We start from the raw sequence: 14,823 nt of genomic DNA, 5'->3' as shown, positions 1-14,823 counted from the left end.
CGATGACAGATATTGCAGCCGCACCTTTACGCTTTGCCATTAATCTCGGTAATGGCGTACTCGCAAACGTTAATGAACACGGACAACCTGGTGGCATCACCGTTGCACTGGCCAACAGAATCGCCGCAAGCCTTAGGCGTAAGCCAGAATTTGTGACCTATCCTGCCGCAGGAGAGGTGGTCGAGGATGCGGGAAAGGGGGTCTGGGATATTGCTTTCCTGGCTGTTGATCCGAAGCGCGAAGCCGTGTTGCGCTTTACCTCCCCCTATATCACCATTCAGGGCACGCTACTGGTCAGGCAGAACAGTAACTGGCAAAGCGTGGCCGAGATGGATAAACCCGGTGTGGTCATCAATGTGGGCAAGAATGCGGCCTATGACCTGTGGCTGACCCGTGAAATTCATGCTGCCACTCTCATACGACATGCCTCCTCCCGGACGGCAATTGATGCCTTTCTCGACGGCGCGGGTGAGATGGCGGCAGGCATCCGTCAGCCGCTGGAAAAAACCGCGCGGGAAAACCCCGATTTTCGGGTGCTGCCGGACGATTTCACCGGTATCCGGCAGGCGATATGTGTGGCGAAAAATGACTCGCGCTATTTTGCCTCGCTTATTTCACTCCTTGCCCGGTGGCAGCAGGATGGTGAACTGAAGGCGCTGCTGGATGAGCACCTTATGCAAAGGTGAGTGCGACCGCTACTTTCAACCTGCGGGTCAGTGCAGTGAACAGCCGGTAACCGGCGGCCTGTATCAAAAAAGCGAGGGTTGAGAGGCGTCATCCGGCATGACTGACCTCATCAGGCGCGGTCAACATTTTTAACTTCCTCGCCTGATTCACTGCCTGGATGCGCCCGCTCACGCCGAGTTTTTCGTAGAGCTGCTTGAGATGCCACTTCACTGTTTCTACTGAAATGCCGAGAGTGCGGGCGATAGCTTTATTGGAGTCGCCATTCGCGATCAAACGTAGCGTCTGCTGCTCGCGCTCCGTGAGCCGTGGCGCGCCGGTTTCAGGAGTCACCGGACTCCCCGGCAGCGTCTCAAGCTCCGCCACCAGGGTTGAAAAACGCCTGCTCTCACGCATCCGGACAAGCAGGGCAAGCAGATCCGGCCCGGCATCACGCAGGCACTGCAACATTTGATGTTCCTTGATCTTTAAAAGCGCCGGTTGACAGGTCAGCGCGGCACGTTCGACCTCACCCGCGCGCCAGAGCGCGACCGCCTGTAGTAAGCGCGTGCGCAGCGCGAAGTGCCATTCTGTGCAGGCCTCCTGCTCCGCAACCAGGGGTTCAAGCGTGGCGGCGGCGCAGAGCGGGGCGTTATCGAGCAGCAGCAGATGGCTTTGTGTCACAGCGCGACACCAGTCTGCAACACGATTTTGCTTATCGCGAGCGAGAGATGATAGTTCCCCCATAGTCTGTTTCACCCGCAGGATATCGCCAGGGACAGGTGACAACGTCACGCTACCGGCAATCAGCGCCAGCCGTGCGCGCCACCAGCCACGTTGCAGTGCCAGTCGTTCGGCATGGCGGAGTAACTGCTGCGCTTTATCATCGCGTCCGTTCAGGCGTTCCCAGCGTGCCAGCGTCAGGTAACAGAGTGTAACGCCATCGGCAGGGCAAACCTCATCAATCATCTCCAGGCGCGGTGTCAGAAGCGAATGGGCGTACTGCCCGTCGCCTCGCTCCAGCGCAATGGCGGCCAGCACCGGGACCAGCGTCGCTCCGCTGCTTGAGTGCGGGCCAGTCTGCTGTTCAGCCTGCTGCAGCGCCTGTGTAGCCTGACGCTCAGCTTCATTCAGATTCCCCTGACGGAACCAGGCGAGCGACAGCACAAATGCCCGGTAGACCTCAATAAACAGGTTACGATTTTTTTGCAGTCCGACGGGAAAACGTTGCTGAACATCGAGGGCGCGCTGAGGCTGTCCCAGCGCCAGATGGCAGTAAGCGAGAATATTACAGACAAGCCCGTCAACCCACACATCGCCACAGGGCACCTCTGACAGTAGGGGCTCCACAAGTGCAATACTGCCGGTGATGTTATCAGCAAAGGCTTCACAGATAGCGCGCACCACACGCTGCTTTATGCGTGTTGAGTGACCAGGCGCCTCTGGTTGTTCAGCGGTCAGCGAATCAATGGCATCCAGCAACTGACGGGCATCGGCAAAATGAAAATGGTGCGCCAGCGCCCAGGCCAGATTGAGCTGAAGTTCAACGCGGGAGGGATCGGGCGTGGCGGGAAAATGACGGGTCCAGCGCACCAGGCTGTCAATGTCACCCTCTTCAGCAAGAGACTGCGCGCCGGCTTCAGCATGGCGGAGGGTCAATTTTCCGGCCGCCAGGGCGTGACGTATGGCTTCCGCCCATAACTGCTGAGCAGCAAACCAGTTTCCCGCCCGCTCGTGTAGCTGACCAATATCCACATTCCCTTGTTGTTGTAGCCGTTTTCGCAGTGCGTCACGCATCAGAGGGTGATAGCGAAACCAGAGGCCGCTCTCATCCAGGGCGCTGAGAAACAAATTATGCTGTTCAATCCAGTGCAGCATGGCCGCACCGTTCGTTGATTTAGTGACAGTGTCACATAATTCCGGGTGCAGACGGTTCAGCACTGAGGTAAGCATCAGAAACTCAACCACTGCCTGCGGAAGCGGCGAGAAAATCACCTCATCCAGATAGCGCTCTATGAAGCGGGAGCCAGCACGAAGTTCTCCGGTCAGCGGGTGTGGACGGGCGCCAGTCTGCGGCGCGAGAGTAGCCATTTTCATGCCCGCCACCCAGCCTTCGGTAAGAACATGCAGCTGAGGAATATCCTGTGTCGTCAACGAGGGGGCGAAGTAGCGCTGTGCCTCGGTGAGGGTAAAACGTAACGCCTGGTCATCTATCTCAACGTACTGTTCCTGTAACCGAAGGCGGCTCAGGCTGAATGGCAGCCGGGTGCGACTACCCATAATCAAATGAAGGCAGGCTGGCGCGTGGTGTAACAGCCAGCGTATGCCTTCATGAATATGGGGATCGTGGATGCAGTGAAAGTCATCAAGGATCAGGTACAGCGGATGTGGGCAGGCATGGAGGGCATTGGTCAGCTCCGCCAGACCGGGCGCACTGTCCCTGGCCGGTTCATCACCTTCTGGGCGGGCAGAGAGGGTATCCAGCCCCGCGTAAAGCGGACGCAGCGCGCGAAGTAAGTAACGCATAAAGAGGGCGGGATCGTTGTCGTCCTCTTCCAGACTGAGCCAGGCCAGGGCGTCTCCCTGGGCCTGACGGGTGCGATACCACTGGGCCAGCAGCGTCGTTTTGCCAAAGCCTGCGCCAGCGCAGACCAGCGTCAGGGTGGCAGCCGAACCCTTTTTGAGCTGCGCCAGTAAGCGATCCCGCTGTAATAACGCCCCCGGCGTGCGGGGCGGTGTCAGCTTGGTCAGGATCAGCGGCAGTTTATGCGCAAAGCGAAAGGGGGTGTCGTTTACGTTCTCTTCAGGGAGGTGACCTTGGGGGGGCATAAACGCCATGCAACCGCGACCTCGTTAATGTTTCTTTTCCCTGAGTGTACCGAAGGAGCCGCATCGTCACCAGCGTTGTGCCCGGATAACCGCCCGTTGTGCAGGATCCCCCCCATCAGAGGGGGTAGGCCACCCTGGCTTGCTGGCGGTACTGTAACTGCATATCTGCTGTGGTAAATGCAGCGTTTTCAGTCAGGATGAGGTGAAGAAAGTATGACAATTGAAAATAAAGTCGCGTTGGTGACAGGTGCCGGGCAGGGGATTGGGCGCGGTATCGCATTGCGTCTGGCAAAAGATGGCGCGTCAGTCATGCTGGTGGATATGAACGCAGAAGCTCTGGAAACCGTGGCGTCTGAAGTGCGCGCGCTGGGGCGCAAGGCTGCCACCTTTGTGGCTGATATTTCCGATCGCGAACAGGTTTATGAAGCCGTCGCCCGCGCCGAGCGTGAACTGGGTGGTTTTGACATTATCGTTAACAATGCGGGTATTGCGCAGGTGCAGCCTCTTTCGGATGTTACGCCGCAGGAAGTGGACAACATTATGCGCATTAACGTGCAGGGTACCCTCTGGGGCATCCAGGCCGCTGCGAAAAAATTCGAAGAGCGTAAACAGAAAGGCAAAATTATTAACGCCTGTTCTATTGCCGGGCATGACGGCTTCGCCATGCTGGGCATTTACTCCGCGACCAAGTTCGCGGTGCGCGCGCTGACGCAGGCGGCTGCCAAAGAGTATGCCAGTCGTGGGATCACGGTAAATGCCTACTGCCCGGGGATTGTTGGCACCGGCATGTGGACCGAAATTGACCAGCGCTTTGCCGAGATTACAGGTGCGCCAGTCGGAGAAACGTACAAAAAATACGTGGAAGGTATTGCGCTGGGCCGTGCAGAAACCCCGGACGACGTCGCAAGTCTGGTCTCTTACCTGGCGGGCCCTGATTCAGACTACGTAACCGGCCAGGCTATTCTCATTGACGGTGGGATTGTCTACCGCTAACCGCAACCCGCAGGCGACAACAGGCATCCTTTTAAAGACGTTTATTCCCTCTTGATGCCAGAACCCATAGCGAGCGGCCACAGCCGCTTGCTATTTTCGCCCCGCAACTCACTTCCCCTACCTCAACGCGACGTGATACCTACACGCCTTACTCGCTCTCCCGTCTTTTGAAACGCGCCGCGAGCAGATAACCAGGGCACGTCTGCGGTCATCCGCAAAAATAATAAGCGCTGCACAAGTCGCATACATCACAATTGCAAATGATATTAAGATTGATTACCATTTGCGACACGTAAACAACTGTAAAGAAAAATGACATGTCTTCACAACCGGTGAGAAGCAGAGCGCGCGTTACCTTTTGGTTGGAACCTTCACGCAAAGCCGCGATGCAGGTGGAGACTGTCAACATTAACCGCCTTTACGCCCCACTTTAAACCCACGTTAAGGACGCTTCAGTGATTACCCAGACACGCATAGCCGTGGCGATGACGCTCGCCCTCGCACACCTTCCCGCTGCTGTTTTGGCCGCAGATAACGAGACAAAAAATGAAGATGAGCTGGTGGTGACGGCCACCGGCTTTAGCCAGGAACGGCGCGAAGCACCTGCCACCATATCCGTGGTTGACGAAAAAGCGCTGAACACCCGCTCGAATCAGAATGTTACGGAGGCACTGCACGAAATGCCCGGTGTGCTGACGGGCAGTGGAAACGGTAGCCTGGCGTCAGGGGATGTGCAGATGCGCGGCATGGGGTCAACCTACACCGCGTACATGGTGAACGGTATTAAACAAGGCACCCGCGAATCCCGTCCTTACGGTCATCACATCGGGTCGGAGGCGAACTTTATGCCGCCGCTCGCCGCCATTGAGCGCATTGAGGTTATCCGTGGGCCGATGTCCTCGCTCTATGGATCCGACTCCATTGGCGGCGTGGTTAACGTTATCACCAAAAAGGCGTTCAACCTTGAGAGATGGACCGGCGTGCTGGAGGACAACTACTTCCTTCAGGAGAAGAGCGAATACGGCAACACGAATCAGACCAATGCTTTTGTCATGGGGCCGGTTATCCCCGGTAAGCTTGGGATCAGCGTCGGTGCTGACTATCTCGATCGCCGTGATGACGACAGCGTGAACGACGAGCGTTTTGTTAAGCACCAGGCCGGAAATCTGGATGCTACCGTGTCGATGTCTCCCGTTGACACCCAGCTATGGGAGCTTAATGCATCACGGGGACTGCAGGAGAAAACGCATAACGACAGCGCGTGGTACTGGGGGTTTGAGCGTGAGGCGGCCTCGCTTTCTCAACATGCCTGGTATGGCGATGACCTGGTGGAGGCGAGGAACTTCATCAGCTACGAAAAAGCCCGCACCGAATACCGTGTGCCCGGCATGTCTTCGCAATTTATTGAACAACGTAATGTTGAAGCCAATAGCGCGAATACCTTTACCCTTGGCGATCACAAACTCACGGTGGGGGCAAACTTCACCCGAAATTCGCTTGATGACACCTTTGGCATTGAGGACAAAATCGCGCCAGGGGTTACGCCGGTCAGTAAAATCCACCGCGACGGATGGGCGCTGTTTGCAGAAGATGCGTGGATGATGGTGCCGGACTTCACGCTCACCACCTCTGCACGTCTGGATCACGATAGCTACTTTGGCTACCACGTTACCCCTAAGCTTTATGGTAACTGGACTATCGACGAAAGCTGGGCCCTGAAAGGGGGCGTATCGGCAGGGTATAAAAAACCGGATTTACGGGAGAACAACGCCGGATTCACCAGCGTTTACGGTGCCTATCCCTATTCAGAAATCGGCATCGGCAATGACGATTTGAAACCGGAAGAGAGTGTGAATACCGAGGTGGGCCTGTACTGGCAGCAGGACGCACTGGCGCTGGATGCGACCCTCTTCTACACCCGGTTTAAAAACAAAATCAGCGACAGAACCATCTGCACAGCCTCCGGGACACAGACCTGTCAGTACAATGGCTATGTGGCGCAGACGGTGTTCCAGTATTTCAACATCAGCGATGCAGAAATCTATGGACTTGAGCTGAACGGAGACTGGCAGGTAACGGACACACTGAAGGCGAATGCGAACTACACCTGGACTCACAGCGAGCAGAAGAATGGCATTTATAAGGGCTATGCGTTGAGTGAGTACCCGAGCAGCATGGCTAACGTCTCGCTGACCTGGAATGCGGCACAAGCCCTGGAGTTGTGGACTAAAGCCAGCTGGCGCAGCAATACGCCGGATCTCGGAACCGCTAACTCAACAGAAGCTTATGCGCTGGTTGATTTAGGTGCCCGTTACCATCTGACCAAAGACATCACCCTGATGGGAGGCGTCTATAACCTGTTCGATGTTAACCCGCTCCATGTCACCTCCTATAACCAGACCTCCATTCTGGAAGGACGCCGTTACAATATAGGGGCGCGCTACGAGTTTTAATCCTCCAGCCGGAGCCCTCACGCTCCGGCGTTTTCCTCCTGTTACTCCTGGATAAGAGAGACGCTCTGTCCCTTTTATGCCAGCAAACCCGCCCACCGGATGCGCCTCGCCCGTTTCCCTTTTAAGAATAATCCTGCCGCACCTGGCGACTATGCTTAACCATTATTCAAAAAACGCATAAAGCGTCGGTTAATTTTTCTGATTTCTATAAATAAAACATACTGGAGGCCTGGCATGAGCAACCAAGGCGAAACCCCGGCAGCGTTGTCACCTGCGCGTGAGAACACCGTCAGTACTACCCCCGCACCTGTCATCCTGCCGCTTTCGCTGAAGGTGAACGGCGTGATGCATCAGCTTGACGTGGATACCCGCACCACCTTACTTGATGCCCTGCGGGAAAATCTTCATCTGACCGGCAGTAAAAAAGGCTGCGATCACGGTCAGTGCGGGGCCTGTACCGTCATTGTGGATGGGCGCAGGATCAACAGTTGTCTGACCCTTGCCGTGATGCATCAGGATGCGGAGATAACCACTATTGAAGGTCTCGGCACGCCGGATAATCTTCACCCCATGCAGGCGGCGTTTATCGAGCATGACGGATACCAGTGCGGCTACTGTACGCCTGGACAAATTTGCTCCTCGGTGGCGATGTTGCAGGAAATTGAAGCGGGCATTCCTAGTCACGTCACGCACGATCTGGTGTCACCGCCCCGACGAACGCCTGAAGAGGTGCGCGAGCGTATGAGCGGAAATCTCTGCCGCTGCGGCGCGTATGCCAACATTCTGGCTGCAATTGAAGAGGTAGCGGAGGGGGGCGAATCATGAAGGCTTTTACCTATGAGCGCGCCACGACTGCCGCCGCGGCAGCCGCCAGTGCACAGCGTACGCCTGGGGCAAAGTTCATCGCTGGCGGGACCAACCTGCTCGACTTGATGAAGCTTGAAATCGAAACTCCGGTTCATCTCATTGATGTAAACGGACTGGGACTCGATAGCATCTCGGCCACAGAGGAGGGAGGGTTGCGCATCGGCGCACTGGTGCGCAATACCGATCTTGCGGCGCATCCGGTGGTGCGCCGCGACTACGCCGTCCTTGCACGTGCGCTACTGGCGGGGGCATCGGGTCAGCTGCGTAACCGCGCGACGACCGCAGGTAATCTGTTGCAGCGTACCCGCTGTCCCTATTTTTACGATACGAATCAGCCCTGTAATAAGCGTCGGCCCGGTAGCGGGTGCGCCGCGCTGACGGGTTTTAGTCGCCAGCATGCGGTAGTGGGGGCGAGTGAGGCCTGCATTGCAACGCATCCGAGCGATATGGCGGTCGCAATGCGGCTACTGGATGCCGTGGTAGAGACCGTCACTCCGGGCGGGGAGGAGCGCCGTATCCCCCTGGCTGAATTTTACCGGGCACCTGCCGACACGCCGCACCTTGAAAATGTGCTTGAGCCTGGGGAACTCGTCACCGGGGTGACGCTTCCTCCTGCCACCGGCGGCGTGCATATATACCGAAAAGTGCGCGATCGCGCCTCCTACGCGTTTGCGCTGGTGTCCGTGGCTGCCATCATCCAGCCCGACGGCAACGGGCGCGTGGCGCTGGGCGGTGTCGCCCACAAACCCTGGCGGCTCGAAGAGGCGGATAACGCCGTGTCGCAGGGGGCGCTGCCGGTTTATGACCACCTGTTTGCCACCGCAACACCCACCGCCGACAACGCGTTTAAACTCACGCTGGCAAAACGCACGCTTGCCTCTGTTATCGCGCAAGGGAGGGCTAACGATGAAATTTGAAAAACCTGCCGGGACGAACCCCATTGATAAACTCAGAGTGATCAGTCAACCCGTCAATCGTATTGATGGCCCCCTGAAAACTACCGGAACCGCCACCTATGCTTACGAATGGCACGACACGCTGCCGGGGGTAGCCTACGGACACGTGGTCGGCTCCGGCATTGCCAAAGGACGCATCACCTCTCTTGATGTACAGGCGGCAGAAGCGGCACCCGGTGTGCTGGCCGTCATTACCCATGCCACTGCAGGTGCGCTCGGTAAGGGAGAGATGAACGCCGCCGCGCTGCTGGGCGGCCCTGAGATTGAACATTACCACCAGGCCATCGCGCTGGTGGTGGCAAACAGTTTTGAAGAGGCGCGTGCGGCCGCCGGGCTGGTCAAGGTGGACTATGCCCCGGAAGCGGGCCATTACCATCTCGCGCAAGAAAAAACCGCTGTCACCGAGCCGCCGGAAGATACGCCGGATAACATGACCGGCGATGTTGAACGCGCTTTCGCTGAGGCATCCGTGACGCTGGATGCCTGGTATACCACCCCCGATCAAAGCCACATGGCAATGGAGCCCCATGCCTCTATGGCCGCCTGGGAGGGGGATAAGTTAACGGTATGGACCTCCAGCCAGATGATTAACTGGTGGAAAAATGAGCTGGCGAAAACGCTGAACATCGCTGCCGACAATGTGCGTATCATCTCGCCCTTTATTGGTGGCGGCTTTGGCGGCAAACTCTTCTTGCGCAGTGATGCCTTACTGGCCGCGCTGGGCGCGCGGGCGGTTAACCGCCCGGTCAAAGTGATGCTGCCAAGACCCTTTATTCCCAATAACACCACCCATCGCCCGGCAACCCTGCAGCACATCCGCCTGGGTGCCGATGAGCAGGGGCATATCACCGCCATACAGCACCTCAGCTGGTCGGGCAATCTGCCAGGCGGCGCGCCGGAGACAGCGGTAAATCAGACCCGCTTCCTCTATGCCGGTGCCAACCGTCATACCGGATTGCGTCTGGCAACCCTTGATCTGCCTGAGGGGAATTCCATGCGCGCGCCGGGCGAGGCGCCAGGGCTGATGACGCTCGAAATCGCCATTGATGAACTGGCTGAAAAGGCCGGGATCGATCCGGTTGAATTTCGTGTGCTGAATGATACTCAGGTGGATCCGGCGCACCCGGAACGCTTTTTCTCCCGGCGTCAGTTGATCGCCTGTCTGCGTACCGGTGCGGAACGTTTCGGTTGGGCGCAGCGCCATCCTCGGCCCGCGCAGGTCCGCGAGGGGCGCTGGTTAATCGGCATGGGCATGGCTGCCGGTTTCCGCGACAATCTGGTGGGCCCTTCAGGTGCCAGAGTGCACCTGGATGCACAGGGCGTGGTGACCGTCGAGACGGATATGACCGATATCGGCACCGGCAGTTACACCATTATTGCCCAGACGGCCGCTGAAATGCTGGGAGTGCCGCTGAAGAACGTGGTGGTCCGGCTGGGGGATTCTGATTACCCGGTCTCCGCCGGTTCCGGTGGCCAGTGGGGGGCCAATACGTCCACCTCTGGCGTCTATGCGGCATGCGTAAAACTGCGTGAATCCATTGCGCATAAAACCGGGTTTGACCCGGCGTTAGCGGAATTTAGCGATGGGCAAATTCACGATGGAACGCGCAGTGTGGCGCTCACCGAGGCAACCGTGGACGGCCCGCTGACCGCCGAAGATACGATAGAATTTGGCACGCTGGATAAACAGTTTCAGCAGTCCACCTTTGCCGGACACTTTGTTGAAGTGGCGGTCGACAGCGCTTCAGGGGAAGTGCGGGTGCGTCGTATGCTGGCGGTGTGCGCCGCCGGAAGGATCCTGAACCCGAAAACGGCCCGCAGCCAGGTCATCGGGGCTATGACCATGGGGCTTGGGGCGGCGCTGATGGAAGAGTTAACGGTGGACACCGGGCGTGGCTATTTCGTCAATCACGACATGGCCACCTATGAAGTGCCGGTTCACGCCGACGTTCCGCGCCAGGAGGTAATTTTCCTTGATGACACCGACCCCGTCTCGTCACCCATGAAAGCGAAAGGGGTGGGAGAACTGGGACTCTGCGGCGTCAGCGCGGCTATCGCCAATGCCATTTATAACGCAACCGGCGTAAGAGTAAGGGATTATCCCATCAGGCTCGATAAGCTGCTGGAGAAGCTTCCGGATGCCGGGTAAGGAGGGCGCGTGTCCACACACTTCATGACCGAACCGCCGGTTATCACCCCCGTACGGGCCCGGCTGACGGATAACAGCGAAACGGTATTACGCTTTGCCGCCGAGGCGCTGGCGGCAGGCATGGAGGCGGCCCTCGTCACCCTGGTCGGGATACGTGGTGGCGCGGCCCGACCTGTTGGCGCGCAGATGGCCGTGCGCGAGGATGGTCACTATTGTGGCTATGTTTCGGGTGGATGTGTTGAGAATGCTGCGGCATTTGAAGCGCTGGAGGTCATCCGCACGGGTCAGGATCGGCTGATTGATTACGGTCAGGGCTCGCCCTGGTTTGATATTGTCCTCCCCTGCGGGGGAGGTATTACCCTTGCCATCCATAAGCTTCGCTCTGCGAAACCCTTACTGTCGGTCCTCAATGCGCTGGCGCAGCGCCAGAGCGCCACTCTGCGTTACAATGCGACATCGCGCCAGTTAGCGCATGCCTCTGAGAGCGTCACTTTGGGGCAGGAGGATGGCAGCTATTCGGTATGCTACCGACCCCAGGTTCGGGTGGTAGTGGCTGGCGGTGCGCTTGAGGAGCAGGCAACCGCTGCCCTGGCCCAGGCGGCAGGTTATGAGGTTCTGACGCTGGCGGGAATCAACCCGCTTAACCTCAGCGGCCTCATTGACCGTGATACGGCTGTCATTCTGCTCTATCACGACAGCGGGTATGAGCTACAGATCCTGCAACAGGCGCTGGCAGCCGCGCCGTTTTACATCGGCGCGTTAGGTAGCGCGCGCACTCACGAAAAACGCACCAGGAAACTCCAGCAACTGGGTTGGTCTGACGCAGATATTGCGCGTATCCATGCCCCTGTCGGGATCTTCCCAAAAGCTCGCGATGCGCACTCGCTGGCCCTCTCCATACTGGCGCAGATTGCCGCCGTGCGCCAGAGCCCGACATGAAGAGTGCCGCCATGAGCGCTGCCCCGGTCGTACTGGTGCTTGCCGCCGGGCGCGGGATGCGCTTTTATGCCTCTGGCGCTGGCGAACACAAACTGCAGGCTCTGCTGGCAGGAAAACCGGTGCTCTCCTGGGTACAAGATGCCGTGCGTGACGCCGGGCTTCAGAGCTACCTTGTTCAGCCCGCAGGAGGCACGGCGGGGATGGGGGAGTCCATTGCCCTGGGCGTGCGGGCAACCCCAGATGCTGGCGGCTGGCTTATTTTGCCGGGCGACTTGCCGCTTGTCCGGCCCGCGTCTTTGCTGGCAGTGGCGAACGCTGTGCGGGCGCAGCGGGTCGTCGTGCCCCGCTTTCACCAGCAGTCAGGCCATCCGGTGGCGTTCGGACACACATATTATGACAAGCTTGCTGCGCTTAAAGGGGATGAAGGTGCAAAGCATGTGGTCGCCGCCGCCCGCGCTCTGGGGCGGGTGTGGGACCTTCCTCTCGACGACCCGGGCATGACAGAAGATATCGACACGCTCAGTGATGTCGCCCTGGCAGAACAGAGACTGCGTGAGCGGTGAGCACGTTACCCTGTTCCAGGCCGCAGTCCAGTCATCCAACCTAACACGCTATTCCTGCTGCAAAAAAGCCTTTATCTGATGCGTAAACGCCTCCGGTTGATCGTACATCATAAAGTGGAAGCTATTGTCGATGCGCCTGAGTTGCACACCTTTTAGTGCGCCATACGCGTTAGCATAAAGTGCGTCGACCCTGGCGGCTGGAATACCGTACTGCGGATCCCAGGCGTAGAGCACGGTGACAGGTACGCGGATGAGGGATAACTGCGGACGCAAATCGAGGGTCATAATGTCAAATGTTGCATCGGCAAGCGTTTGCCGGTCTGAATCGAGACTGGCCCTGACCAGCTGCTCACGTACGGCGTCGGTTTTTACCAGTCGCGCGATCCCCTGCTGCTGCTGGCGCTTAAATCCGGCTTCATCAGTGGTTAACAGCATCTGGCGAAACTGGCGTGCCTGCGGCGTTACCGACTGGGGCGTTGCACCGGGATCAAACATCAAACTAAAAAAGGGCAATGCATCCACCACTGCCACCCTGCCTGGCAGATCGGGGTGCTGTGCGGCTACCAGTAAGGCGACCTCCCCACCCAGGGAGTGACCGATGATAGCGGGGTGGGAGAGGGAATGGGTTTTAATGTACTCCGCAATAGCCCGGGCGACAGGAGCCACGAACTGCCCGTCTGGTCGGCTGGACGGCGGCTGACCTGCAAATCCCGCCAGCTGCACCTTATGTAAACGGAACCGTGACGTTAACTGCGAAGAGAGATCGCCCCAGACATCGCGCGAGGAGGCAAGGCCCGGAATTAAGATAACATCCGGCCCAGTGCCTTCGCTCTCTACTGTAATGAGGGGAGCGGATGCATTATTTGCCAGCACGGCGGTGCTCAGCATCAGCATCAGAACGGCTAAGAGCGACAATAACAGAGCGCGCATGGTGCATCCTTATTTTTTGGTTCATTGGCCCCGGCCTCTGGCGTGCGCCGTAAGCGGGACGGAATTCGCTTTCTAAGAAAGAGCTGAGGTTGACTTTAACTCACACAAGGTCGGAGAAAAAATCGCGCCTACTATTATTGGTAGTAATTTTTAGCCTTTTCGCGTGAATTAAAAGTAGAGTAACTATTTTGTAAAATTTATACTACAGCATTAATGAATAATGTTAATTATTGAAAGGGATACAATGAAAAAAGTTGTTAATATGTGGAATGGTTCTTCTTGCCTCATCCTGTGCTGATTTCCAGAAAACGGTGGGCGATCAAATGAAAGCGGTGAATGCTGCGCTTAATTCAAAAAATACACCATCATCGCAAACAACGACCTCTGCAAGACGTGTTGGTACCGTTACTAATGACCAGTGCAAAACCAGCGTCGGTAAAACGCGAGCTTATTTTGAAGACATTATTGGTTTTAAACTGAATGAATCTAATGCGTCGAGTTATCTCTCTTTCTCTGAAACCTATAATCTGAAAATTTCCGATCGTAAAGACCGTCTGGGCGGTAATTTCGCCATCTGTATGATATCCATCGATCCGCAGACCGATAAAGTCACGACATTCTCCATGCCAACATAACGGCGCGGATAATAGCCTAAGTAAAAGCCCGCTGGCGCAGACAACACGCCTCTTCGTCATCGGGTATTCCAGTCTACAGGTCGCAGGCGTTGCTTTTACGCAACTCATCTCATCTTTTATTCCCTCATGCGTCTTTATCGCCAGGCTGCTGCTTTCTCTGTGGGTTACGGTCTTATGGCGGCGGGCATTGTAATGTGACCTTCCCCCCGCTGACACTGTGAGGGCAATTACAGGTATACTTCCCTAAATTTTTGACCAGGTTGAAAGACGACGATGACAAAACTTACCTTACAAGAGCAGATGCTCAAAGCGGGCCTCGTGACCAGTAAAAAAATGGCCAAGGTTCAGCGAACAGCGAAGAAATCCCGTGTGCAGGCCCGTGAGGCAAGAGAAGCGGTGGAAGAAAATAAAAAAGCCCAGATTGAGCGTGATAAACAACTGAGCGAACTGCAAAAACAGGCAGCGCTGGCAAAAGAGTATAAAGCCCAGGTCAAGCAGCTGATAGAGATGAACCGCATCACGGTAGCGAAAGGGAACATTGAATTTAACTTCACTGACAACAATGTGATTAAAAAAGTTGTCGTCGACAAACAGACGCAAACGCAGCTGATTAATGGTCGCCTGGCCATTGCGCGTCTGGTGGCTGGCAGCGGCAGTGAAAGTCAGTATGCCATCATCCCTGCGGTCGTTGCCGATAAAATTGCCCAGCGTGATGCGAGCAGCATTGTTCTAAACAGTACGCTGAGTCAGGAGGCGCAGGATGAAGACGATCCTTACGCAGACTTTAAAGTACCTGATGATTTGATGTGGTAAAGCCCTGTTAACGCGCCGGGAATCTTCCCGGCG

12 protein-coding genes are annotated in these 14,823 nt (G+C 56.9%); 10 read left to right on the top strand and 2 right to left on the bottom strand.

The features are described 5' to 3' along the window. The first annotated feature begins 2 nt into the window (after positions 1-2). Positions 3-686 (top strand): transporter substrate-binding domain-containing protein, encoded by a 684-nt coding sequence (locus tag KXR87_RS14375; protein ID WP_437432920.1) that lies wholly within the window; start codon positions 3-5, stop codon positions 684-686. Positions 687-774: 88 nt separating this feature from the next. On the opposite strand, the gene KXR87_RS14370 is transcribed toward KXR87_RS14375, so the two are convergent. After that, complete coding sequence (locus KXR87_RS14370; RefSeq protein WP_437432919.1) at positions 775-3,492, bottom strand: LuxR C-terminal-related transcriptional regulator; 2,718 nt, start codon at positions 3,490-3,492, stop codon at positions 775-777. Between the two features lie 213 nt (positions 3,493-3,705). Here KXR87_RS14370 and KXR87_RS14365 point away from each other — a divergent pair, with 213 nt between their 5' ends. The 7 genes from KXR87_RS14365 (at position 3,706) to KXR87_RS14335 (ending at position 12,412) form a co-directional block, all read left to right on the top strand. Beyond that, complete coding sequence (locus KXR87_RS14365) at positions 3,706-4,485, top strand: acetoin reductase (protein ID WP_437432918.1); 780 nt, start codon at positions 3,706-3,708, stop codon at positions 4,483-4,485. Positions 4,486-4,940: 455 nt separating this feature from the next. Then, positions 4,941-6,938, top strand: a complete 1,998-nt coding sequence (locus KXR87_RS14360) for a TonB-dependent receptor domain-containing protein (RefSeq protein WP_437432917.1) — start codon at positions 4,941-4,943, stop codon at positions 6,936-6,938. 234 nt (positions 6,939-7,172) lie between these two features. Beyond that, positions 7,173-7,763, top strand: coding sequence for an aldehyde dehydrogenase iron-sulfur subunit PaoA (gene paoA, locus KXR87_RS14355; protein ID WP_437432916.1), 591 nt, complete (start codon positions 7,173-7,175; stop codon positions 7,761-7,763). Next, positions 7,760-8,722, top strand: coding sequence for an FAD binding domain-containing protein (locus KXR87_RS14350; RefSeq protein ID WP_437432915.1), 963 nt, complete (start codon positions 7,760-7,762; stop codon positions 8,720-8,722). The genes paoA and KXR87_RS14350 overlap by 4 nt, the downstream gene beginning before the upstream one ends. Continuing rightward, complete coding sequence (paoC, locus tag KXR87_RS14345) at positions 8,712-10,910, top strand: aldehyde oxidoreductase molybdenum-binding subunit PaoC (protein ID WP_437432914.1); 2,199 nt, start codon at positions 8,712-8,714, stop codon at positions 10,908-10,910. The genes KXR87_RS14350 and paoC overlap by 11 nt, the downstream gene beginning before the upstream one ends. Before the next feature lie 24 nt (positions 10,911-10,934). Beyond that, complete coding sequence (locus tag KXR87_RS14340; protein WP_437432943.1) at positions 10,935-11,849, top strand: XdhC family protein; 915 nt, start codon at positions 10,935-10,937, stop codon at positions 11,847-11,849. 11 nt (positions 11,850-11,860) lie between these two features. Further along, the gene (locus KXR87_RS14335; RefSeq protein WP_437432913.1) at positions 11,861-12,412 is read left to right on the top strand and encodes a nucleotidyltransferase family protein; all 552 of its coding nucleotides are present in this window, start codon (positions 11,861-11,863) and stop codon (positions 12,410-12,412) included. Positions 12,413-12,460: 48 nt separating this feature from the next. Here KXR87_RS14335 and KXR87_RS14330 read toward each other — a convergent pair whose 3' ends face one another. Further along, entirely contained in the window at positions 12,461-13,342 is an 882-nt protein-coding gene (locus tag KXR87_RS14330; RefSeq protein WP_437432912.1) for an alpha/beta fold hydrolase, read from the bottom strand. Between the two features lie 269 nt (positions 13,343-13,611). Here KXR87_RS14330 and KXR87_RS14325 point away from each other — a divergent pair, with 269 nt between their 5' ends. Next, positions 13,612-13,977, top strand: a complete 366-nt coding sequence (locus KXR87_RS14325) for a hypothetical protein (protein WP_437432911.1) — start codon at positions 13,612-13,614, stop codon at positions 13,975-13,977. Positions 13,978-14,250: 273 nt separating this feature from the next. Further along, the gene (locus KXR87_RS14320; protein WP_437432910.1) at positions 14,251-14,790 is read left to right on the top strand and encodes a DUF2058 domain-containing protein; all 540 of its coding nucleotides are present in this window, start codon (positions 14,251-14,253) and stop codon (positions 14,788-14,790) included. Positions 14,791-14,823: the final 33 nt, after the last annotated feature.

Origin of the sequence: Yokenella regensburgei (genome assembly GCF_051486985.1) — a bacterium.
Lineage (GTDB): Bacteria > Pseudomonadota > Gammaproteobacteria > Enterobacterales > Enterobacteriaceae > CBFFRJ01.
The sequence above is the reverse complement of the archived record's forward strand: the minus strand, read 5'-3'. Positions and strand labels throughout refer to the sequence as shown.